Annotated in this window: 18 protein-coding genes, 1 other RNA gene and 4 pseudogenes; 11 read left to right on the top strand and 12 right to left on the bottom strand. The window is 46.1% G+C overall.

Features of this window, described 5'->3' with window-relative positions; all coding sequences use genetic code 11:
• Window positions 1-5 precede the first annotated feature (5 nt).
• The 3 genes and pseudogenes from BQ1619_RS10760 to rnpB all read left to right on the top strand — a co-directional run bounded on the left by BQ1619_RS10760 (window position 6) and on the right by rnpB (window position 2,761).
• A pseudogene (locus BQ1619_RS10760) lies at window positions 6-1,339 on the top strand (glycerate kinase type-2 family protein).
• Window positions 1,340-1,341: 2 nt separating this feature from the next.
• Entirely contained in the window at window positions 1,342-2,400 is a 1,059-nt protein-coding gene (gene pyrC, locus BQ1619_RS07415; RefSeq protein WP_114663178.1) for a dihydroorotase, read from the top strand.
• 53 nt (window positions 2,401-2,453) lie between these two features.
• An RNA gene (gene rnpB / locus BQ1619_RS07410) (RNase P RNA component class A) lies at window positions 2,454-2,761 on the top strand.
• Here the strand turns inward: rnpB and BQ1619_RS07405 are convergent.
• A pseudogene (locus BQ1619_RS07405) lies at window positions 2,762-3,182 on the bottom strand (OsmC family protein). It abuts the RNA gene before it with no gap.
• 409 nt (window positions 3,183-3,591) lie between these two features.
• On the opposite strand from BQ1619_RS07405, the gene rplM reads away from it, so the two are divergent.
• From rplM to erpA, 4 genes are all read left to right on the top strand, one after another.
• Window positions 3,592-4,020 carry a 50S ribosomal protein L13 gene (rplM, locus tag BQ1619_RS07400; RefSeq protein WP_114663177.1) on the top strand — a complete coding sequence of 143 codons (429 nt, stop codon included), beginning with the start codon at window positions 3,592-3,594 and terminating at the stop codon, window positions 4,018-4,020.
• Window positions 4,021-4,029: 9 nt separating this feature from the next.
• Window positions 4,030-4,431, top strand: a complete 402-nt coding sequence (gene rpsI, locus BQ1619_RS07395) for a 30S ribosomal protein S9 (protein WP_114663175.1) — start codon at window positions 4,030-4,032, stop codon at window positions 4,429-4,431.
• A 116-nt stretch (window positions 4,432-4,547) separates the two neighbouring features.
• The gene (argC, locus tag BQ1619_RS07390; protein WP_114663173.1) at window positions 4,548-5,606 is read left to right on the top strand and encodes an N-acetyl-gamma-glutamyl-phosphate reductase; all 1,059 of its coding nucleotides are present in this window, start codon (window positions 4,548-4,550) and stop codon (window positions 5,604-5,606) included.
• Between the two features lie 89 nt (window positions 5,607-5,695).
• Complete coding sequence (gene erpA / locus BQ1619_RS07385) at window positions 5,696-6,046, top strand: iron-sulfur cluster insertion protein ErpA (RefSeq protein ID WP_114663171.1); 351 nt, start codon at window positions 5,696-5,698, stop codon at window positions 6,044-6,046.
• Window positions 6,047-6,062: 16 nt separating this feature from the next.
• On the opposite strand, the gene BQ1619_RS07380 is transcribed toward erpA, so the two are convergent.
• The gene (locus BQ1619_RS07380; protein ID WP_114663579.1) at window positions 6,063-7,190 is read right to left on the bottom strand and encodes an anhydro-N-acetylmuramic acid kinase; all 1,128 of its coding nucleotides are present in this window, start codon (window positions 7,188-7,190) and stop codon (window positions 6,063-6,065) included.
• Window positions 7,191-7,278: 88 nt separating this feature from the next.
• Here BQ1619_RS07380 and tyrS point away from each other — a divergent pair, with 88 nt between their 5' ends.
• The gene (gene tyrS, locus BQ1619_RS07375) at window positions 7,279-8,511 is read left to right on the top strand and encodes a tyrosine--tRNA ligase (protein ID WP_114663170.1); all 1,233 of its coding nucleotides are present in this window, start codon (window positions 7,279-7,281) and stop codon (window positions 8,509-8,511) included.
• Window positions 8,512-8,524: 13 nt separating this feature from the next.
• On the opposite strand, the gene ruvB is transcribed toward tyrS, so the two are convergent.
• The 10 genes and pseudogenes from ruvB to BQ1619_RS07325 form a co-directional block, all read right to left on the bottom strand.
• Window positions 8,525-9,601 (bottom strand): Holliday junction branch migration DNA helicase RuvB, encoded by a 1,077-nt coding sequence (ruvB, locus tag BQ1619_RS07370; RefSeq protein WP_114663169.1) that lies wholly within the window; start codon window positions 9,599-9,601, stop codon window positions 8,525-8,527.
• A gap of 26 nt (window positions 9,602-9,627) precedes the next feature.
• On the bottom strand, window positions 9,628-10,209 hold the full coding sequence (gene ruvA, locus BQ1619_RS07365; protein WP_114663168.1) for a Holliday junction branch migration protein RuvA: 582 nt from the start codon (window positions 10,207-10,209) through the stop codon (window positions 9,628-9,630).
• A 29-nt stretch (window positions 10,210-10,238) separates the two neighbouring features.
• The gene (gene ruvC / locus BQ1619_RS07360; protein WP_114663167.1) at window positions 10,239-10,757 is read right to left on the bottom strand and encodes a crossover junction endodeoxyribonuclease RuvC; all 519 of its coding nucleotides are present in this window, start codon (window positions 10,755-10,757) and stop codon (window positions 10,239-10,241) included.
• A 31-nt stretch (window positions 10,758-10,788) separates the two neighbouring features.
• Window positions 10,789-12,369 (bottom strand): bifunctional phosphoribosylaminoimidazolecarboxamide formyltransferase/IMP cyclohydrolase, encoded by a 1,581-nt coding sequence (purH, locus tag BQ1619_RS07355; RefSeq protein ID WP_114663166.1) that lies wholly within the window; start codon window positions 12,367-12,369, stop codon window positions 10,789-10,791.
• 66 nt (window positions 12,370-12,435) lie between these two features.
• On the bottom strand, window positions 12,436-12,675 hold the full coding sequence (locus BQ1619_RS07350) for a helix-turn-helix domain-containing protein (protein WP_114663165.1): 240 nt from the start codon (window positions 12,673-12,675) through the stop codon (window positions 12,436-12,438).
• 64 nt (window positions 12,676-12,739) lie between these two features.
• Window positions 12,740-13,733, bottom strand: a pseudogene (dusB, locus tag BQ1619_RS07345) (tRNA dihydrouridine synthase DusB).
• 158 nt (window positions 13,734-13,891) lie between these two features.
• On the bottom strand, window positions 13,892-15,049 hold the full coding sequence (locus BQ1619_RS07340; protein ID WP_114663164.1) for an FAD-dependent monooxygenase: 1,158 nt from the start codon (window positions 15,047-15,049) through the stop codon (window positions 13,892-13,894).
• A 3-nt stretch (window positions 15,050-15,052) separates the two neighbouring features.
• Window positions 15,053-16,429 (bottom strand): aminopeptidase P N-terminal domain-containing protein, encoded by a 1,377-nt coding sequence (locus BQ1619_RS07335; RefSeq protein WP_114663163.1) that lies wholly within the window; start codon window positions 16,427-16,429, stop codon window positions 15,053-15,055.
• A complete protein-coding gene (gene murU / locus BQ1619_RS07330) occupies window positions 16,422-17,138 on the bottom strand; it encodes an N-acetylmuramate alpha-1-phosphate uridylyltransferase MurU (RefSeq protein ID WP_114663161.1) in 717 nt (238 codons plus the stop codon). The genes BQ1619_RS07335 and murU overlap by 8 nt, the downstream gene beginning before the upstream one ends.
• 9 nt (window positions 17,139-17,147) lie before the next feature.
• Window positions 17,148-18,152 carry an aminoglycoside phosphotransferase family protein gene (locus tag BQ1619_RS07325; protein ID WP_114663160.1) on the bottom strand — a complete coding sequence of 335 codons (1,005 nt, stop codon included), beginning with the start codon at window positions 18,150-18,152 and terminating at the stop codon, window positions 17,148-17,150.
• Window positions 18,153-18,184: 32 nt separating this feature from the next.
• On the opposite strand from BQ1619_RS07325, the gene BQ1619_RS07320 reads away from it, so the two are divergent.
• The 3 genes and pseudogenes from BQ1619_RS07320 (at window position 18,185) to pdxA (ending at window position 23,137) form a co-directional block, all read left to right on the top strand.
• Entirely contained in the window at window positions 18,185-20,707 is a 2,523-nt protein-coding gene (locus BQ1619_RS07320) for an LPS-assembly protein LptD (protein WP_114663159.1), read from the top strand.
• The gene (locus tag BQ1619_RS07315) at window positions 20,704-22,158 is read left to right on the top strand and encodes a peptidylprolyl isomerase (RefSeq protein WP_231968590.1); all 1,455 of its coding nucleotides are present in this window, start codon (window positions 20,704-20,706) and stop codon (window positions 22,156-22,158) included. Before BQ1619_RS07320 ends, BQ1619_RS07315 begins: the two co-directional genes overlap by 4 nt.
• A pseudogene (gene pdxA / locus BQ1619_RS07310) lies at window positions 22,133-23,137 on the top strand (4-hydroxythreonine-4-phosphate dehydrogenase PdxA). Before BQ1619_RS07315 ends, pdxA begins: the two are co-directional and overlap by 26 nt.

The raw sequence follows: 23,137 nt of genomic DNA, 5'->3' as shown, positions 1-23,137 counted from the left end.
GCTCGATGACGCAGCAAATTCATTCTCCATTTAATACAGAAACGATTCTTAAAAATGCATTTGCTGCGGCTGTTGCAGTAGCTGATCCGCAGTTAATTGTTCCGCAGTATCTCGCGAAATTATTTCCAGCCGGACAAGAGCCAAAAGGTAGGTCTTAATCGTTGGTGCTGGCAAGGCAAGCGCCTCCATGGCAAGCGCTTAGAGGCTTATGCGAAGAATCATTGGCCCAAAGCTGTCATTGAGGGCGTATTGCTCACTCGTTATGGGCATAAATCGCCAACATCGACAATCCAGATTGTCGAGGCGGGACACCCAGTTCCTGATCAGGCGGGAATGGATGGCGCAAAAGATATTCTTGCACTTGCTAAGCAGCTACAACCAAATGATGTTCTGATTGCGTTGATTTCTGGTGGTGGTTCCAGCCTTCTCACGTTGCCAGTTGAGGGTATCTCGATTGAAGGTATGCGTAAGACCACAGAAGCGCTTCTTCGTAGCGGGCACCGATTGAAGAAATGAATGTGGTGCGCAAGCATTTGTCAGCAATTCTTGGGGGTAATCTAGCAAGAGTTGCGATTAGTCGCGGAGCAAGAGTCGAGGCATTATTAATTTCCGACGTGACAGGAGATTCACCAGCAGATATTGCTAGCGGTCCCTGTGCAGCCGATTACTCAACCATCTAGATGCACTCAATATCCTGGGAAATATCAATTGAATGAGGTTGTCATTCCCTCGTCTGTGCTCAATCATCTCCAGCAGGGTTTAACAGGGGAGAGGCCTGAGACACTAAAAGATAGTGATTTAATCGGCGCGAATGTAGCAAATCATGTCATGGCAACCGCATACAAAAGTTTGGAGGCTGCGCAAATTATGTTCGCACTCAAGGCTATGATCCCATTATTTTGGGCGACACTATTGCTGGAGAGGCACAAGAGGTTGGATCTTTCCAAGCCGGGTTAGCGCGTCAGCAAAACGCAAAGTATCTAAAGCCTACAGCGATCATCTCTGGGGGCGAATGTATCGTGCCACTCCATCGGGCCTTAAGGTCCGTGGCGGCCGTTGCAGTGAATATCTACTATCCCTATTTGCTGCTAGTGAGGACATACCTCAAATTGCTGCCCTAGCGGCAGATACAGACGGTATTGATGGAAGTGAAAAGAATGCAGGCGCATGGTTTGATGAGAATATCCGTAAAGTAGCCCAAGCTAGGGGATTGGCGCCTAAATCGTTCTTAGAGGGGCATGATTGTTATGGGTTCTTTGCAGAATTGGGCGCTTTGGTGGAAACTGGCCATACACTTACGAATGTGAATGATTTCCGCATAATTTTGCTCAACAAATAACGATGTCAAACAGCCAAACTCAAATTGAACTCATTCAGCCAGATGATTGGCATTTACATATTCGTGATGGGGACGTGATGCGAGATGCATTGGGTGATACCGCACGTCAATTTGCCCGCGCGATCATCATGCCAAATCTGAATCCACCAGTAACGACAGTTGATTTAGCAAAAGCCTACCAAGCTCGTATTGAATCCAACCTAAAGTCTTTAGGAATTAATGGTTTTACGCCTCTCATGACGCTCTACCTGACAGATAACACTTTGGCAGATGAGATACAAAGAGCTAAAGCGGAAGGTATTGCTGCATTGAAGTTGTATCCCGCAGGTGCCACAACCAATAGTGACGCTGGCGTTAACGATATTAAACGCTGCTATCAGGTTCTTGAGGTAATGCAACAGGTTGGGATGCCGCTCTTGGTGCATGGCGAAGTTACTCATCCCGATGTGGATATTTTTGATCGGGAGGCAGTCTTTATCGATCAAGTTCTCGAGCCTTTGCGTAAAGATTTTCCTGAGCTCAAAATTGTTTTCGAGCACATTACTACTAAGCAAGCAGCGCAGTATGTTCGTGATGCCTCAACTAGTGGAAAAAATACTATTGCGGCTACAATCACTCCGCAGCATTTGCTAATGAATCGCAATGCTATTTTTGCTGGCGGCATTCGTCCACACAATTACTGCTTGCCAGTATTAAAACGTGAGGAGCATCGTATTGCGTTGCTGGAAGTAGCCACGAGCGGTAATCTGCGTTTCTTCTTGGGTACTGATAGTGCGCCCCATGCAAAAGGCGCAAAAGAATCTGCCCGTGGTTGCGCAGGTTGCTACAGCGCATTTAATGCGCTAGGTTTATACGCCGAAGCATTTGACAGCGTTGGCAAACTAAATCGCCTAGAAACTTTTGCCAGTTTTTATGGACCCGATTTTTATTCTTTACCCCGTAATACAAAAAAAATTACACTCACTAAAAAAGCACAAAACATACCCAGTGAACAGCCATTTGGCGATGCCACCATCGTTCCGTTGCGAGCAGGCGAAACAATTGCTTGGTCCTTGAGCTAACCCAAACTCTTTTTACAAGCCAATTTGCTCCGACTGCGTTAGACTGCAGGCGCAGAGTCAATTAGGCAATCGCCGCCTCTTTATCGAGGGGGAGGAAAGTCCGGACTCCATAGGGTAGGGTGATGGCTAACGGCCATCCACGGTGACGTGAGGAATAGGGCCACAGAGACGAGCGTATTTAGTTACGGTGAAACGCGGTAACCTCCCACCTGGAGCAATCCCAAGTATGCAGACTATGAGGCGTCCCGCTGAGTCTGCGGGTAGGGAGCTTGAGCCGTTAGGTAACTAACGGCCTAGAGGAATGATTGCCCCTAGATGCGAATCTAGGCGACAGAATCCGGCTTATCGATTGACTCTGCACTTATTCTGAAATGACTTCCACGCCATAAGTCAGCTCTGCGGTTTTAGCTAGCATGGCGGTGGCCGAACAATACTTGTCATGGGATAGCTTTACAGCGCGATCAACTTTTGCCTGGTCGAGATCTTTTTCTTTGACCGTGAAATGCAAATGAATCTTTGTAAAGACCTTGGGGTCTTCCGTTGCTCTTTCCGCTTGTAGGGGATACATCGCAGGCAGAAACAGCCTGTCGCGTCCTTTGTAGGATCAAAACCACATCGAATGCAAGCATCCCCCAGCGCCAGCCAATAATAGCTCCATGGGCCTAGGAGCGAGGTTCCTGACCCGCCTCAGGGGCTCCATCCATGTTGATCAGGTGGCCACTGCCTGTTTCTGCTGAAAAGGCCATGCCACCATTACCTAACAAAGATACTCGACATTCCATATATTAGTGATCCCTAATTTACTAAATTAATCAATATTTTCAATAGTTTACCAATTCTCAACCAATTCTAGTTGTTGCATAGCAACATAAAAAAATTGATTTTGGTCAATTTTCTTGTTTTGGTATTGGCTCCTGTGTAGAATAACCATATCGGCAGTCAGTCTTGTATAAGACTTGTACTTGCCTCCCAGTGTCTCCTCCACCCAAACATAGGTGGATTCCAGCCCAGGACTCGTTCCTGGGTTTTTTAGGTTACAATTCGAGGCTTTACTGAATTACCGAGCCGGTCAGCGGTAATTTGTTGTACCAATTCGATTGCAGAATCTGCGAGCTTGCAAGCATAAGCAGGGCCAAAGTGGACGTGATTTAGTTGGAGTAATTTTTTTTGACCATAACAATTTGAGAAATCATGAAAACTTTTTCCGCAAAATCCCATGAGGTAAAGCGTAAATGGTTCGTGATTGACGCTACGGACAAAGTCCTCGGTCGTGTCGCCAGTGAAGTGGCACACCGTCTACGCGGCAAGCATAAGCCTGAATTCACACCACACGTTGACACTGGCGACTTTATCGTCGTGATCAATTCTTCTAAGCTGCGTGTTACAGGCACAAAAGGCTTGAACAAAATGTATTACCGTCACAGCGGATACCCAGGTGGTATTTCCGAGACAAACTTTGGCAAAATGCAAGACCGTTTCCCAGGTCGCGCTTTGGAGAAGGCTGTGAAAGGTATGTTGCCAAAAGGCCCACTCGGCTATGCCATGATTAAAAAATTAAAAGTCTATGGCGACGCTAATCATCCGCATGCGGCTCAACAGCCAAAAGCGTTAGAGATTTAAGGAAACCAAATGGCTATTAATTACGGAAATTGGAATTACGGTACTGGTCGCCGCAAGAGTTCTGTTGCGCGCGTCTTTATTAAATCTGGCAAAGGCGAAATTACTGTCAACGGTAAGCCCATCGATGCATATTTTGCTCGTGAAACATCGCGCATGATCGCGCGTCAGCCTTTGGCTCTGACATCCCACCTGACGACCTTTGATATCAAGGTAAACGTTTCTGGTGGCGGTGAGACTGGCCAAGCTGGTGCTGTACGTCACGGCGTGACTCGTGCTTTGATCGACTACGACAATGCTTTGAAGTCAACTCTGTCTAAAGCAGGTTTTGTGACTCGCGATGCTCGTGAAGTTGAGCGTAAAAAGGTTGGTCTGCACGGCGCACGTCGTCGCAAGCAGTTCAGCAAGCGCTAATTCTTTCAGTCGCTGTTGTTTTATCGAAAGGGTCGCGCAAGCGGCCCTTTTTGTTTCTACAATATGGTTATCAAGTTTGAATAAAACTTCTCGCAGTCGGTATCTTGGAGAAAGACATGATTAAAGTTGGCATAGTTGGCGGCACAGGCTACACCGGAGTGGAATTGTTGCGTTTATTGTCGCAACATCCGGGGGTCAAGATCGTTGCCATCACTTCCCGTACAGAAGCAGGTATGCCAGTAGCCGAGATGTTTCCTTCATTGCGTGGTCGGGTTGATCTGAAATTTACTACTCCAGATGAAGCCAAGTTTAATGAATGCGACGTAGTGTTCTTTGCCACTCCCCATGGTGTAGCAATGGCGCAAGCCAAGGAGTTGCTTGCAAACAATGTCAAGATTTTGGACTTAGCTGCAGACTTCCGTTTGAAGGATGTAAAAGAGCTTGCCAAGTGGTATGGCATGGAGCATAGCTGCCCAGATATTTTGGCTGAAGCGGTTTATGGCTTAGCGGAAATTAATCGCGAACAAATTAAGAGGGCCCGCGTTGTTGGTTTAGCGGGATGCTATCCCACATCAGTTCAGCTCGGGCTTGCACCATTGCTGTCACCAAAGTCAACCGGTGGAAAACAACTCATTGATGGTGAACATATTATTTCGGATTCGAAATCGGGTACTTCTGGTGCAGGCCGTAAAGCAGAAATTGGCACCCTCCTCTCGGAGGCAAGCGATAACTTCAAAGCCTATGGTGTTAAGGGCCACCGCCATCTTCCTGAAATCGTGCAGGGCTTGAAAGCGATCGCTGGCCATGATCGGATTGGTTTGACCTTTGTGCCGCATCTCACGCCAATGGTGAGAGGAATTCATTCAACCCTATATGTGCGTCTGACTGAGGCTGGTAAAGAGGTGGATTATCAAAAGCTTTATGAAGACTTTTATCAAAATGAGCCATTCGTTGATGTGATGCCTGCAGGTAGCCACCCAGAAACCCGATCAGTGCGGGGTAGTAACGGTATTCGGATTGCAATTCACCGGCCTGGTGGTGGCGATACCTTGGTGATTTTGGTTGTAGAGGACAACTTGGTAAAAGGTGCCTCTGGTCAGGGTGTGCAGTGTATGAATTTGATGTTCGGATTACCCGAAACCACGGGTCTTACCCAGATTGCTGTATCGCCTTAATGCTTGTGTGGGTATGAATCTACACCCCTTCAGCAATTTAGGCATTAAAAGCCTAAAATAAGACATTGGCTTTGAATTGGGAGTAAATCATGACTGAATTGGCTGAATCACCAACCCCATTGGTGTTTACAGATGCCGCCGCAGCAAAAGTGGCTGACTTGATTGCAAAAGAAGGCAATCCAGAGTTGAAGTTGCGTGTCTTTGTCCAAGGTGGTGGTTGCTCTGGATTTCAGTATGGCTTCACATTTGATGAAGCAGTAAACGAAGATGACACTCAGTTTGGAAAGAACGGCGTCACTCTACTCGTTGACTCAATGAGCTTCCAATATTTGGTTGGTGCTGAGATTGATTACAAAGAAGACATCAACGGATCTCAGTTTGTAATTAAGAACCCAAATGCAACCACTACTTGTGGTTGTGGTTCCTCTTTTTCCGCTTAAGAGCGGTTAAAGCAAATTAAGCGGGATAGCAAGCACCTAGGATTCTAGGTCCCTTTGCTCCTGTAACGGCCGGCAAATTTGCCGGCCGTTTTTGTTGATACGCCCAAGCGAGCCAAGCAAAGGCTAAGCCTTCTACGAGTTGTGGATCGATTCCTGCAGCATCGCTAGTGATTATTTCTAAAGGGTGTTTGAATAATTCCTCACCCTTCAATTTTAGTGAAGACATTAAGGCGGTATTGCGGGCGCCGCCGCCGCACACAATCAACTTCTGGGTTTGCGGGGCGTGTCGAGTTAGAGCTTCTATTGCCGATTGTGCAGTTAAATCCAGTAGTGTGGCTTGTACATCTTCTAATGGGTAATTTTCTTTGCCTAGTCTTTCTTGTAGCCAGCCAAGATGAAAATCATCTCGGCCAGTGCTTTTAGGCGGTGATTTTGAGAAAAAAGGATCTGCCAATAGTTTTTCAAGAAGTGCTGGAATGACATTTCCCTGGTTTGCCCAATTTCCATTTTTATCGAAAGCATTCCCTTGATGCTCAAATATCCAAGCATCCATCAGCATATTTCCTGGCCCATAATCAAAACCAGTGACCTCACCGTTTTTTGGAAGAAGTGTTAGGTTGGCAATTCCGCCAAGATTGAGAATGGCAAGATTTTCAGATGACCGAAATTGTTGCGCATGAAATGCTGGCACGAGGGGTGCGCCATGACCACCCGCTGCGAGATCGCGACTTCGGAAATCGGCGATGACATCAATACCTGTTTTTTCTGCCAACAGCGCTGGATTGAGGGTCTGATGCGTATAGGCTAGCTCACCAAAATCGGGTTGATGGCGAATGGTCTGGCCATGGGCGCCTATGGCGGTAATTTCTGCAGATTGTATCCCTGCCTTATTGAGTAGCTCTTTAACAGCAGCCGCATAGGCAAGAGCTAAAGCATTACCAGCTTGTTTCTCGCGATGTAGCTCGTTTTCTCTAGGGCTCTGTAGCTCAAAAAGGGCTTTACGCAGCTCGGGTGCAAAGGGGGTGCTATGCGCTGTTATTGCACTGGCTTCGCCCTCAGACCCAATTTTTGCTAGAACAGCATCTATCCCATCTAGACTGGTTCCTGACATTAGTCCGATGTATAGGGAATCCGGTTTGGTCATTGGCTTTTGGGTTGCACTCTCGGTGATGCGACAATTATGCTTTAGCAATATAGATACTAATTTAACTGAAACCATTAACCAAATCAGCATGACGGCTCAAGTAGAACAAAAATATCCCTTAACGCCCGAAGTTTTTGCAGCGCTTGAAGTAACTAAGCGTGGCTGCGATGAGTTATTGGTTGAGGCAGACTGGGTCCAAAAACTGGCTCGTAGCCAAGCAACGAAGACTCCATTGCGGATTAAGTTAGGTTTAGACCCTACTGCGCCGGATATTCATTTGGGTCATACCGTTGTCTTAAATAAGTTACGTCAATTACAAGATTTGGGCCATACCGTAATTTTCTTGATTGGTGACTTTACGAGCATGATTGGTGACCCATCTGGTCGCAATGCTACTCGTCCCCCATTAACCGCAGAAGAAATTGCCATGAATGCGGAAACTTACTATCGTCAAGCGAGTATGGTTCTCGATCCCGCAAAAACTGAAGTGCGTTACAACAGCGAGTGGTGTGATCCTTTGGGTGCAAGGGGCATAATTCAGTTGGCCGCTAAACACACCGTCGCGCGCATGTTGGAGCGTGATGATTTTACTAAGCGCTATCGCAATGGTGTGCCGATCTCAATTCATGAGTTTTTGTATCCGCTGATGCAAGGTTATGACTCGGTTGCTCTGAAGAGCGATTTAGAGCTTGGCGGCACTGATCAAAAGTTTAACCTTCTAGTGAGTCGCGAGCTACAGCGTGAATACGGTCAAGAGCCCCAATGTATTTTGACTATGCCCTTGCTGGTAGGTCTTGATGGCGTTGAGAAAATGAGTAAGTCCAAAGGAAACTACATTGGCATCAGCGAGCCCGCCGGAGAGATGTTTGGCAAGTTGCTCAGTATCTCGGATGATTTAATGTGGGATTACTTCATGCTGCTGTCTTTTAGACCATTGTCTGAAATTGATCTCATGAAGCAAGAAGTTGCTGCAAGACGTAATCCAAAAGACTGCAAAGTACTTCTTGCGCAAGAGATCGTCGCACGTTTTCATTCTCAAGCAGCGGCAGAGAAGGCTTTAAAAGACTTTAATCACCGTGCTAAAGGTGGTGTTCCAGATGATATTCCAGGGGTGAATTTATCTGGGGCGCCTATAGGCATTGCAACGCTTTTGAAGTCTGCTGGCTTAGCGCCATCTACATCTGAGGCGGTACGTAATATTGAGCAAAATGGCGTGAAGGTCGACGGCGTCACTATTTCCGATAAGCAAGCGAAGATCGAATCTGGAACCTATGTTGTGCAAGTTGGTAAACGGAAGTTTGCTAAGGTCACGCTTAGCTAATTCATTTTTTAGCTTAAATATCTAAGCCTAAGCTACCTGAGCTGCTTGGCGGAGTAAGGCCAAAGTGCTCATAGGCTTGGCGTGTAGCGACTCTTCCCCTGGAGGTTCTCTGTAGATAGCCTTGTTGAATTAGGTAAGGCTCTAAGACATCCTCAATGGTATCGCGTTCTTCACCAATCGCAGCAGTCAGGTTATCAATACCCACTGGGCCACCATCAAACTTGTGTAGGATGGCTTCCAGCAGTTTTCTGTCCATCACATCAAAGCCACTCGGATCTACATCTAGCATCTTTAGGGCGGCATCCGCCATCGCTTTGGTGATTGTTCCAGTACTCTTTACTTCAGCGTAGTCTCGAACACGACGTAATAATCGATTCGCAATACGAGGTGTTCCGCGCGCACGCTTGGCGATCTCGGTAGATCCCTCGGGATCAATATTCGCTTTGAGTAAGCCTGCGGATCGGTTGATGATTTTGGTGAGCTCTTCAGTGGTATAAAACTCCAGCCTAGCCACAATTCCAAAACGATCGCGCAAAGGGTTGGTCAGCATGCCAGCGCGCGTAGTAGCGCCAATTAAGGTGAAGGGTTTGAGATCAATCTTGACACTACGGGCTGCAGGGCCTTCACCAATCATGATATCCAAGCAGTAATCCTCTAGGGCGGGGTACAGAATTTCTTCTACGACTGGTGATAGCCGATGAATCTCATCAATAAAGAGAACATCGTTTGCCTCTAGGTTCGTGAGTAATGCCGCCAAGTCTCCAGGTCTATCTAATACAGGACCGCTGGTTTGGCGCAAATTGACGCCCAACTCTCTCGCAATAATGTGAGCCAGTGTAGTCTTGCCGAGCCCAGGAGGGCCAAATAACAGCACATGATCAAGCGCCTCTTGTCGAGCTCTAGTGGCGCTGATAAAGATTTCTAATTGGGCTCGAGCTTTGCTTTGGCCAACGTATTCATCTAACTGTTTTGGGCGCAGGGCCTTTTCAAAAATAGCCTCTACATTTCCTGCGGCGCCACTGACAATACGATCCTTTCCCTCTGGTAAATCCTCGGGAATGGAGCTTAGATCATCTGTGTGAATTGCCATACTGTTAGTTTATTCGGTTTGGCGAGTTAAACCTTGGATAAATACTTTAATCCCAAGCGGATACCATCGGATACCGGGGTGTCAGGCGGAATTTGCTTCAATGCCAAGAGCGCTTCTTTCTCGGAATAACCAAGAGACAAGAGTGCTTGCAAAACTTCGCTATTGGTATCGGGCGCATGGGCGTTTCCTGGAGCCATTCCAAGATCGGGGGCAAGCTTGCCCTTAAGCTCCAAGCAAAGTCGTTCAGCCGTTTTTTTACCAATACCAGGTACTTGGGTAAGGCGACCTGCCTCTTGAAGGGTAATAGCTTGAGCCAGTTCATTGACGCCCATTCCTGAGAGCACCGCTAAAGCTGTTCTAGAGCCAACGCCACTAATTTTGATGAGTTGCTTGAATGCTTCACGTTCAGTCTCGGTGGCAAATCCAAAGAGCTGTTGAGCATCTTCTCGGACTTGAAAGTGCGTCAGCAAGGTGATTTTTTGCCCTGCTTGAGGCAGTTGATACAAGGTGCTCATTGGCACGTCCACTTCATAGCCAATACCTTGGCAATCGACCAAGAGGCGTGGCGGATGAACGGAGATGAGAATTCCTTGAATGCGACCTATCATGTAGTGATCTTAACCTGTCACGCCGTTTTTTACTTCCGAGGTTTCTTGGTGGCCAGTGCAGAGCTTATTGATTTTGGAATTTGAGCGTGGTGTGCCGCGCAGATCGCAACGCCGAGAGCATCAGAGGCGTCAGCCCCTGGAGCGCGACTTAGGCGTAATAAGCGTTTCACCATTTCTTGTACTTGCGGTTTAGCGGCTCTACCAGTGCCTACGATGGCTTGCTTCACGCGTAGAGCGCTGTATTCGGCAACTGGTAGTCTTTCTGAAACAAGTGCGGCGATGACAGCGCCCCTTGCTTGCCCTAGCATCAGCGTAGATCTTGGATTGACGTTCAGAAAAACCTCTTCGATTGCAGCCGAGGTAGGATGGTAGGTTTCCAAAACTTCTTTAACCCCCGCATAGAGAGTACCTAAGCGCTCTGGCAAGCCATTGGCAGGATCACCGCTCTCAATGGTTCCAGAAGCTACGTAAGTCAGTTTTTGGCCATCAACATCGATGATGCCAAAACCCGTTGTCCGTAAGCCAGGGTCAATTCCAATCCAGCGCATGAGTTATGGGGGTCGTCTTTTAATGAATTGTTTAATGACGGAAGTGGCGGGTGCCAGTAAAGATCATGGCAATACCATGTTCATTGGCTGCTGCAATAATTTCATCGTCCCGCATACTTCCGCCAGGCTGAATAGCGCAACTTGCGCCACCATTAACCACGACATCTAAGCCATCGCGGAACGGAAAGAATGCATCGCTCGCTACGGCCGAACCCTGAAGACTTAACCCAGCGTTTTCCGCTTTGATGCTTGCCATGTGGGCAGAGTCAACGCGGCTCATTTGGCCTGCACCAATGCCAAGTGTCATGCCGTTAGCGCAATAAACAATGGCATTGGATTTAACAAATTTAGCAACACGCCAAGCAAACATCATGTCATTCATTTCACTGGGGGTCGGTTGACGCTGACTTACTACGCGCATTTCACTTTGTAAAACATTTTTTGCATCAGGTGATTGAACTAGCAAACCGCCACCAACGCGTTTAAAGTCAAAAGTATTAAAGGCATTACCTAGCGGAATTTCTAAGAGGCGAACATTTTGTTTGGCAGCAAAAATGGCTTTTGCCTCTTCGCTAAAGCTTGGAGCAATTAATATCTCAACGAACTGTTTAGAGATTTCTTGAGCAGCAGCGCCATCGCATGAAATATTGAGGGCAATAATGCCGCCAAAGGCAGAGCTAGGATCAGTCTTAAATGCTTTTTGGTAAGCCTCGAGTGCAGTAGCGCCGACAGCGACACCACATGGATTGGCGTGCTTGATGATGACGCAAGCAGCGGCGCCACCAGTATCGCCAGTAAAGCTTTTCACACATTCCCATGCTGAGTCAGCATCGGCAATATTGTTGTAAGAGAGTTCTTTTCCCTGTAGTTGCTTGTAATTAGCAAGTGCACCATCTATAGGGTAGATGTCCTTATAGAATGCCGCTGATTGATGCGGATTCTCTCCATAACGCATTTCTTGTACTTTTTCAAAAGCAAAATGCAGCGTTTGTGGGTAGATTGAGCGCGCTTGATGGTCAAGATCATCACCCAGTGATGAGAGATAGTTGGCAATCGCGCCATCGTATTGAGCCGTATAGGCGAAAACTTTTTTAGCTAAAGCAAGACTCGTTTTATAAGAAACCGTGTTGTTATTAGCTTTCATTTCTATCAAAACGGGAGCGAAATCTTCTGGCGAAATGAGGACAGTGACATCTTGATGGTTTTTCGCTGCTGCACGCAACATAGCTGGGCCACCAATATCAATATTTTCAACAGCATCTTCGAATGAACATTTTTCTTTGGCGACAGTCTCGTTGAATGGGTAAAGATTGATGACGAGCATATCGATGGTGTCGATGCCATGTTCTTTAAGGGCCGCCATATGATCGGGGAAGTTTCGACGGGCCAACAAGCCACCATGAACCATTGGATGGAGTGTTTTGACGCGACCATCTAGCATCTCAGGAAATTTTGTTAAAGAGGAAACCTCTACTACTGGCAAATTGTTCTCGGCCAATAGTTTTGCTGTGCCACCAGTAGAAATCAGTTTGATGCCCTGTGTATGTAGAGCTTTGGCAAACGGTACGATGCCATTTTTATCTGAGACGGAGAGAAGTGCTGTACGGATCATAAAAAATTTCGAAAGGTTAAATGAATAAATGACCAATAAAAGAATATGGTTACGTTAACTTTGCGTCTACTTGAGTAGTTGGTGTTCGACCGGTTTTTTATGTAAGGTATTTCGATTGATGCCTAAAAATTGAGCCGCCAATGATTGATTATGTTTGGCATGTCGCATTACCAGTTCCAGCATGGGCTTTTCTACTACCGACAAAACCATTTGGTAGACATCACTCGGGGGAGTGCCCTTGAGATCATCAAGGTAATGTTGGAGTTGTGTTTCAATGCATTCGGTGATGGGGTGCTTATTGTTCATAAAGATTGGTAAATCCTAAATGCGAATAATTAAAAAATAAATAATGGCGGTGAATGGTTATTAGTTATGCCGCTTCTAAAAATACGAGTCGGTCAGAATGCGACTTCATTTCATCAAAGTAGTCATTCGCCATTTGCAACTGCGTTTTGCAATCATCTGCTGTATTCATCTGTTGGCGAAATATATGCGAATTACGTAACCCATTGCAGTACCAGCCAATGTGTTTACGCGCTGTGCGCAGGCCAATGTACTCGCCGTAAAAAGCATAGTGGTCTAAAAGGTGTTCATTCATGATGGTTTGAATTTCATGAATTTGCAGAATCGGGAGCTTTTTGCCGGTCTCTAAGTAGTACTGCCGGCCTTGGGCTGCGCGACTAATCATGATGGCATACGCTCCAGTAGTGTCTAAAACAAACTGTGCTTTTTCTGGGCTATTAATGTCGCCATTAGCAACCACTGGAATGTTGACACTACTCTTTACCGCGGTAATCGTTTCATATTCTGCCTCACCATGATAAAGATCAGCTCGAGTTCGGTCATGAACAGTCAGCATAGAGATGTCTGAGTTTTCTGCGAGTTGGGCAATCTCAATGGCGTTTTTATGTTCGCGATCCCAGCCAGTACGAATTTTTAAAGTGACGGGCACAGCATCTGGTCCAACACCGACAGCATTTACAACCGCTTCCAAAATTTGTTGAACAAGGGGCTCGTCACGAAGTAATGCAGAACCCGCAGCCACGTTACAAACTTTTTTGGCTGGGAACCCATATTGATACAATGATTTGCGCACCATGATCAACGTTGATTTTTGCTGCAGCGCCCATCATTTTTGGGTCCGCACCTGCAATTTGGACGGCAATCGGTTTGAATTCGCCGATATGATTTGCGCGACGTTGAGTCTTTTCGCTTTTCCACAGTAAAGCATTCGAGGCCACCATTTCAGAGACCGCATATCTAGCGCCAAGCTTCTTGCAAAGCTGCCTAAATGGTCGATCCGTTACCTCAGCCATGGGGGCTACAAATAGCCTGTTTGCAAAGGAGTGGCTACCAATTTTCATGGAATGGAGATTTATGCTTTTAAGGTGTTTTGTTTTTGTATTAGGCGGAAAGCATGAAACTTTAGCACATTCGAGACTTAATCTGCCTATTTTTTAGGCAAAATGCCTAATTGGGATCAAACTGAAAATGGTTGAATTTCGAGGGCTTTTAAAGATCCTTAGCGCCTACCGAACATCATCTGGCGAGCAAGGGCTGTTTTCATAGGCGGAAGCCACTGAAGAGCCAAGAAAGCAAATCCACGTGCGAGGATCACTGGCGCTAGATTGGAGGTAAAGACTCTAGCCATCAGGTCTGTAAGGCCTATCGTTGTTGCTCTATCTGCCTTGCGACTTTTAGCGTAGCTTTCGAGAGTATTTTGAATATTGGCCGCTGTCTGTTCGTTGGATGCCCCAGAAAAAATATTGGCCAATTTTTCTGCCAATAAATAGGCATCACGCAAACCTAAATTCAAACCTTGCCCTGCAACGGGGTGTAAGGTTTGTGCGGCATTGCCAATCCAAACTTCATGATCTTGGTTTATTTTTTTGCGATAGTTCAGGCCAAGTTCATATAAACGGCGATCCTGAATTTTTAGAAAGCGCCCAATGCGATTACCAAATTCTGTTTGCAAAGCTTTTAAAAAATCTTCCCCATTGAGTTGTAAGCGTTGTTGAGAAGACCCAGGCGATCCGCACCAGACGAGATTAAGAATATTGATTCCATAGTGACTGGGTAAGACCGCTAGAGGGCCTTCAGCAGTAAAACGTTCCCAAGCCTGATGTGGCTCAGCTCTATCGACTTCAACTAGGCCCACTAGGGCGGATTGCCCATAGTCTCTGCCAGATTCGACCCAATCTTGTTTTTTGAAGAGCCCCCCTTCAGCATGTACGATGCATTTGGCATTCGGAAGAGGTTCTGGAGCGTTGCCGGTAATGTGTTGCCAATTAAAATTCGGACTCTTACTTTGGATATCTCTCAGGGCTTGTCGTAAAGCAACGTGAATATCACGATAGCGAATGATGTGGCCCAGCGCTTCTTGCTGAAGTTCTTCACGGGTCATCAGTGCACGCCCAAACAGACCAGCTTGCGATACATGTACACGATGAATATCAGCACAGTCTGCTGGCCACGCATGAATTGTGTCTAACAAAAGCTTGCTACCGTATGATAATGCAATGCCTCTACTGTCTGCATTTATTAGATCGGCGTCTTCAACTGGGTTTCGATCGAGTAAGGTCAGCTTTGCTTCCGGAAATCGCTGCAAAATCCAGGAAGCACACGCAAGACCTACAGGGCCACCGCCTTGAATCAAGATATCGCAATTCCCAAGACTCATGATTTACTTGCTATCTCTCATGAGTGCTTCGATTTCATCCGCTTTAACGGGTGCACCGCGCGAAAGAAGTTCACACCCCACGTCATTAATAAGCGCATCATCTTCAATGCGGATACCAATATTCCAAAATGCTTCATCAATGTCATCTGAAGGTCTAACATAAAGACCTGGCTCGATGGTGATTACCATGCCGCTTGTGAGAATACGCCATGGTTTTTCTGCTGACACTGCTGATGCAGTTGTAGCTGTTTCGCGATAAGAGCCCACGTCATGAACATCCATACCAAGCCAGTGTGAAGTGCGATGCATATAAAAACGACGATAAGCGCCAGTCTCAATGGCGTTATCCAAGGATCCCACTTCAGTGAGTTTTAGGAGTTTTTCATCCAACAATCCTTGAGTTAGTACCTTGAGGGCGGCGTCATGCGGTTGCATAAAAGTGTTGCTGGGTTTGGTAGCCGCAATAGCTGCTTCTTGTGCGGCTTGCGTTATGTCATATAGCGCACGCTGTGGCCCAGTAAATTTTCCATTAACTGGGAATGTGCGGGTGATGTCGGAGGCATAACCATCTAGTTCGCAACCTGCGTCAATTAAACAAAGTTCACCACTACGCAACTCCGTAGCACCAGATCGATAATGCAAAATGCAAGCATTTGCACCGCCCGCAACAATGCTGTTATATGCCACGCTTTGTGCGCCGCTATTCCGGAACTCGTGTAGTAATTCTGCTTCAAGTTGATATTCGCGCATACCGGGCTTACAAATCTGCATCGCGCGTATATGGGCGCGCGCTGAGATTACAGCTGCTCGGCGCATGATATCGATTTCATGAGCGTCTTTAAATAAACGCATTTCATGAATCAGCGTTTCAATATCCTGAAATTCAGTTGGAGGGTTGATCCCACTTCGAGCCTGACCGCGAACTTGTTTCATCCAATGACGAATGCGTCGATCAGCTTCAGCGCTTTCGGCAAGTCGAATATAAACTGCATTTTGATCGGCCAATAATTCAACGAGCTTTTGATCAAGGTCGTGATTGCTGTGAGCGAACTCGACGCCTAATGCCTCAGGCGCAGCTTCTGGACCTAAGCGAATGCCATCCCAGATTTCGCGTTCAAGGTCTTTAGGCCTGCAAAATAAATGCGACTCCAAAACATAATCGTTGCCGTCGGCGATAACATTCATCACTAAAGTGGCCCCCGACTCATCAAATCCAGTGAGGTAGAAAAAATCACTGTCATGACGATATGGAAAGTCGCTATCGTGATTACGTGCTAGCTCTGGAGCGGTTGCAAGAACAGCAATACCCCCACCCGTTTTATTAGAAATTTGTTTTGCTAACGCATTTCTGCGAAGTTGATAGATATCGTTTTTATTCATAGACTGCGTTGAGCTCTAATAAGCGTTGCGGCGTCCCTACATCGTGCCACGGTCCCAGATATTTTTCACCAGACACTTTATTTAACTTCATAGCCTCTCTTAGTAATGGGGCTAATTTGGCGGGTAATCCAACCGTTAAATCCTGAAAAAGATCCTTGTGATAGATGCCGATCCCTGAAAAAGTAAGCCTTTCTGCACCCCCGGGATCATCCGGGTGGATTAGGCCGTCCTGAAGATAAAAATCTCCTTCGGGATATTGAATAGGGTTTGGCACCATGAACAAATGCGCTAGAAGTTGGTTGACGCTCTTTTCAAGCGTTGATGCGGTAATTAAAATTTTTTCTATTGGCAAGTTGGGGCTAAACACATCACCATTAATGACCAAAAAGTAATCGTGCGGTTGCAGAATGGATAGCGCTATCGCGATTCCGCCAGCAGTCTCTAGGGCAGTCTCTTCGGGGGAGTAGGCAATTTTTAGACCAAATTGTTCGCCAGATCCAAGCGCACTCTCAATTTTGGAGCCAAGCCATGCGTGGTTAATAACCACGTGATTGATGCCTGACTTTGATAGCGCTTCTAAGTGCCAAGCCAATAAAGATTTATGGTTGATGGTGAGGAGAGGTTTTGGCACATGGTCTGTTAGTGGACGCATGCGCCCACCTCTACCGGCAGCCAACAAAAGACATGGAAGGTATTTTGTTTGGATCATGGCATACGTCTAGCTGACTTTATCGTCGCGAGTTGACTCTAAGATTCTGGCGAGCGGCTTAAGTTCTATATAACGATTTGCGGTTGCAATGGCATATTCCAAAACTAAGGGAATATCTTTTAAATAACCATCTTTATCATCACGGTGAAATAATCTGGCAAAAATTCCAAGAACTTTAAGGTGACGCTGTAAGCCCATCCATTCAAAGTCACGATAGAACTGTCCAAAATCCTCGGGCATTGTAAGACCCGCTTTGCGGCCTTGCTCCCAGAATTTAACCATCCAATCAATCACCTTTTCTTCTGGCCACGCGGTGTAGGCATCGCGCCATAACGAGGCGGCGTCATAGGTAATCGGACCATACACTGCATCTTGAAAATCCAAAACACCTGGATTATTTTCTTTTGTCACCATGAGATTTCGCGAGTGGTAGTCGCGGTGTACATACACCTTTGTCTGCGCTAAATTATTTTCAATAATCAGCGCAAATGAATCATTCAGTTGTTTTTGTTGCACACCAGTTAATTCGATACCGAGATGTTTCTGTAAGTACCACTCTGGGAATAAATCTAGCTCCCGTTGTAAAAGGGCTGCATCATAATTTGGTAAAACATCTGGCTTGCTAGCTAGCTGCATTTGAATTAATGCATGTGTCGCATCCTGATACAGATGAGCTGCAGTTTCAGCGTTTAGTTTTGTAAGGTAAGTTTCATTGCCAAGATCATTCAACAAAAGAAAACCTTCGGCAATATTCTGTTCTAAAATTTTGGGGACATTCAAGCCGGCCTTTGAGAGCAGTAAATCGACCTGAATGAAGGCGTTTAATGGCTCATGTTGGGGTGGCGCATCCATGATGATGAAGGTGCCAAAAATGGGGGTTTTTGACTGAATGCGGAAATAACGTCGAAAGCTAGCATCTGCCGATGCCGGGGTTAATGTATCTAGGTCTAATTGCCAGTTAGGCTGGAGGCCTTTTAGCCAGTTGCGGAGGGTATTTAAGCGAGAGTCAGTCATGGTCGGTTAGTATAATAAGCGGGTCTGGATCCATGAGTCATTATCGCCGTCGCGCCGGCTTTCGCGCCCCTCTTTTTTTGGTCGTAACCCTGCGCTTACTGATGGGGGTGGCAGTGTTTCCAGTGGCGCTCGAGGCAAGTGCTCAAGCGCCTGCAGCTCCTCCTCCAGTTTCCCAGGCAACGCAAAATTTCACATTACTGCCTGACCGAGGCAATGTCACTGTTCTCAAGCTTGACGATCAATTGCGGGTAGGCAAACCGATAGCTGATGGCGATGCTCTCATTTTTATCTCAAGCGATGTAATCGATGGTGTCGTTGATCGAGATATGCACCTTAAGGGGCGAGCACAAATTCGTCGCAATGGCGCCGTTCTGAAAGCTGATGAAATTACATACAACCCCGATACTGATATTGCTGATTTACTTGGTAATGCAGAACTGTCAAAAGGCAATACGATTTTTAAAGGGCCAAAAGGACAATTCAAGGTAGATGCACGTGAAGGCTTTATGGAGACCCCGACTTATGAGTTGCGCGATACACGTGGAAATGGCTCAGCTAAAAAATTAACGGTTGAAAACTCCGATATTTTCATATTTGATAAGGCCATATACACAACCTGTACTCCAGAGAACATGGACTGGTATTTCGCGGCAAGCAGCTTGGAGATTGATAACGAGCAAAAAGAAATAGTGGGCACTCACGGTGTAATGCGTTTCTTTGATGTGCCTATTGCATATGTGCCATATTTCACTGCGCCTACATCGGGGAAGCGTAGAACAGGTTTATTGGCTCCAGTTGTTGGCTCTAACTCTAACAACGGTTTAGATGTTACCGTTTCATATTATGTCAATATTGCGCCCAATCGCGATTTGCTTTTATTGCCGCGTGAAATGAACCATCGCGGTTTTATGTTGGGAGCTTCTTATCGTTTCTTAGAAAGGGAATATTCTGGTGTTGCAACGGGCGAGTATTTGCCCTACGACGAGCAAACTGGCACGAATCGATGGAAGTACGATTGGCAGCAACGCCAAATATTTACTGGTGGGGTAGGTCCTGGTGGGGTGCCATTGCCTGGCTCGTGGAGTGGTTATGTCAATATGGCACGTGTATCGGACAGTCTCTATCCCACGAATTTTTCGCAAAATATTGCAGGCCAAGTAACCAGTCAATTTCGACAAGAGGCTGGTACAGCCATACAGCTAACTGGCGAATTAAGTAATTGGGTGGTGGGAGCAAAAGTTGCCAATTTCCAAACATTACAACCAGATCCGAATAATTTAGTCCAAGCGCCATATAATATCTTGCCAAATATAACTGCCGCATATAACAGTCAGTTAAGTCCAGTTGTTTCAGATGCTAGTGGTAAATATTTGGCTTTACCTACGGGGTTAAAGACAACGTTCTCCACGGATTACACACATTTTGCTTATGCCTTAGGTAGCAACTTCAATGCGCCGCCTCCTGGGGCCTATACGCAAGCAGACAGAACAGTAGTCAAGGGCGCCTTATCTCTGCCACAAATTACACCCGGATATTACATTACGCCAACAGTTAGCTTTCAGTCGAATACTTACAATGCAACACCTTATGTTTCGGGAAGCGTACCAGTGGCTCAGGGCTTTATGATTCCGACATTTAGTCTGGATTCTGGGATGGCTTTTGAGAGAGATGTTTCTGAGTTAAAAGGATTTTTTGGGCGAGACATGTTGCTGACGATGGAGCCCAGAGCATTTTATGCGTTCACGCCATACCAAAGTCAGGCAAATACGCCGATCTTTGATACTGCTGATGCTGGTTTTGGCGTTTCACAAATTTTTACTGCCAATACTTTTATTGGTAATGATCGTGTTGCTGACACTAATGCTGCGACCTTGGGCCTAACTAGTCGCATGATTGAGGCGAATACTGGTGCGGAACGTGCTAATGTGACATTGGCCCAAAAACAGCAATTTACGGGGCAGAAGGTTGGGCTTAATGGAAACATTGTTAGCCCAACGACCTATTCGGATACTTTGGGCTCCGCTTCTGTTCGATTGCTAGGTAACTTTAGTGCTGATATGTTTGGGCAGTACAACACACAATTAAATCGCTTTGTGCAGACAACTGTAGGAGCAAGTTGGCGCCCCACACCAGGAAGAAGTTTGAATTTTGGATACCGTAATGTTTGGTCACCCCCAATTCAAGCATCAGCTCAAAATAATCAAACTTATACCCCCTCTGCTACCACTACTGACCAATACAACATATCCGGTCAATGGCCATTGACCCGAGAGGTTTCATTACTTGGGCGCTGGGGTTATGATGCATTGACAACTAGAACATTAAATACCCTAGTGGGCTTGGAGTGGACTCGAGATTGCTGGACTTTTCGAGGGGCTTATACACAAGCAGTTAATACCTCCATTATTACAACTACCCAGGTGCTTTTTCAGATTGAATTTAGGGGTTTTGCTAGTGCCGGAAGTAATCCAGTTGATATCATGAAGTTAAATGTTCCTGGGTATTTGCCAACCTCAGAACCGATTCCCCCTTCCATTTATGAGAACTATCAATGATGTTTTGTAGATTTGATTTGAAGTCGTTTGTTTGCACCATTTTCTGGGTGGTTATCGCTGTCTTCGCAAATTTTGTAAACGCCCAAGATGTCGCAAAATCGGGAACGGTTTTGGATAGTAAAGTCCGCAACATTGATGGGATAGCGGCAGTAGTCAATACAGGTTATGTCACTCGCAAAGAAATTGATGATCGAATTGCTGCAGTGAAAAAGCAGGGAACTAAAATACCTGACGATGCCTCTTTGAGAAAAATTATTCTTGAACGTTTGATTATTGAGAAAATTCAGCTGCAAAACGCAGAGCAGGAAGGTTTAACGGTCACCAATAAAGAGCTTGAAAAAATTATTAGTGATATCGCTGCTAAAAACAAACTTACCTATGCGGAGTTTAAAGAGAAAGTGGTCTCATCTGGCACTTCTTTTGAAAGATATAAGCAAATGCTGCGAGACGATATAGCTGTTAGTCGTTATCGTGAGCGTGAGGTGGGGGCTAAGATTAAAATTTCTGATGCAGAAATTGATAACTTCATTACAGAAAGAAATCGATCTTTGAGTGGTGTTGGCGCAACTCGTTCAACTCCTGCTGCCAAGGGGGAGATTGAGGAGATCGATGTGGCTCAAATTTTTATCCCTGCCGAAGGAGGTGCTGGTGCTCAAGCGGAGGCCAAGAGACAGGCGGACAAATTACTGCGAGATGCCAAAGGAGATGCTGATTTTTTACAGCTTGGGGCGCTTGCAGCAAAAGATAATCCAAAAATTAAATTTCAGGATTTAGGTTATCGCACTCCAGATCGGTTGCCGCAAATATTTTATGATGCTATTCGCAATACTGGTGGCGGTCAAGTTGCCAATGCTGTAGTAAAGAGCCCTGCCGGCTACCATGTCCTAAAGGTAATGGATCGTCGTGCGGCGGTTGTAGCGCCTGCCTCTCAATCTCAGGCAGCTTTACAAGAAGCTACCCCATCAACACCACAAAATATTCCTATAACTCAAACCATGGCACGGCATATCTTGTTGCGCAATCGAGCAGGCTTGACTGATCAGGATGCTGAGCGTCGGCTTGCTGGCTATCGTGATCAAGTGCGCGCAAAGACTGCTGACTTTGGTGAGCTTGCGAAAAAGTATTCTGAAGATGGATCTGCATCTAATGGCGGTAGTCTTGGTTGGATGGGGCCTGGTGATCTAGTTCCAGAATTTGAGCAAGCCATGAATCGTTTGCAAATTGGCGAGGTTAGCAATCCTGTTAAAACCGAATTTGGTTGGCATTTGATTCAGGTTCTTGAGCGTCGTGAAGCTCAGTTGACTGTTGAGAAGCAGCGAGAGTTTGCAAAAGCTAGAATTCGGGAAAGAAAATTTGAGCAGACTTATCAAGATTGGTTGCGTGAATTAAGGGATACTGCTACTGTCAAAATCTTGAATGTGGATGATGCAGCTACAAGCGCCCCTCGTTAGTTTAGCGATTACTACCGGCGAGCCTGCTGGTGTTGGTCTTGAGGTGTCGGTAGTTGCTGCACAACGGTTCCTGGCGGAGCAGTCTGGAGTAGCCATTACCTTGATTGGCGACCCCTCTTTACTCAGGGCGGTGGATAAGAATTAACATTTTTTATCTGATCGACTACAAATCCAAGAAATTCCATTGCAGGCTCCTAATCAGGTTGGACTTCTCAATGAGAAAAATGCGCAATACGTTATTAGTACTTTGAATCAAGCGATTGATGGTTGTTTGAGCAAGCGTTTTGATGCCATGGTCACGGCACCTGTCCGAAAGAGCATTTTGAACATAGCCGATATTCCATTTACTGGGCATACCGAATATTTGGCTGAACGTTGTCATGTGAGGCACGTTGTGATGATGTTATGCGCAATCTTACAAAAGGGTGCTTTAGGCTTGCGGGCGCCAAGACAATTGCGAGTTGCCTTAGCGACTACCCATGTTCCCTTAAAAGCAGCTTCTGCCACGCTAACTCAGAAGTATCTCCTGGATACCATTCAGATAGTGCACAGTGATTTACGTAATAAATTTGGTATTTTGAATCCTGTCATTCGTATGGCAGGTCTAAACCCTCATGCGGGAGAGTCTGGTTATTTGGGCAGGGAGGAGATTGATATTATTGCTCCAGCAATTAAGTCTGCCAGAGTGCTTAGAATCCATGTGCATGGCCCCTACCCTGGCGATAGGATGTTTGATGCGGCCTCTTTGGATATGGTGGATGCTTATATTGCGATGTATCACGACCAAGGTCTAGCGCCATTTAAGTTTGCGACGTTTGGCGGTGGTGTTAACGTGACTCTAGGATTGCCCATTATTCGTACTTCAGTAGATCACGGCACTGCCTTAGATATTGCTGGTAAAGGGGCTGCAGATTCGGGATCAATGTTCGAGGCAATATGTCTAGCATATCAATGGGCGCTTCAAAAAAAGGCTGCCTAA

Origin of the sequence: Polynucleobacter necessarius (genome assembly GCF_900095195.1) — a bacterium.
Classification (GTDB): domain Bacteria; phylum Pseudomonadota; class Gammaproteobacteria; order Burkholderiales; family Burkholderiaceae; genus Polynucleobacter; species Polynucleobacter necessarius_G.
This window is presented reverse-complemented; position numbering and strand designations above follow the sequence as displayed.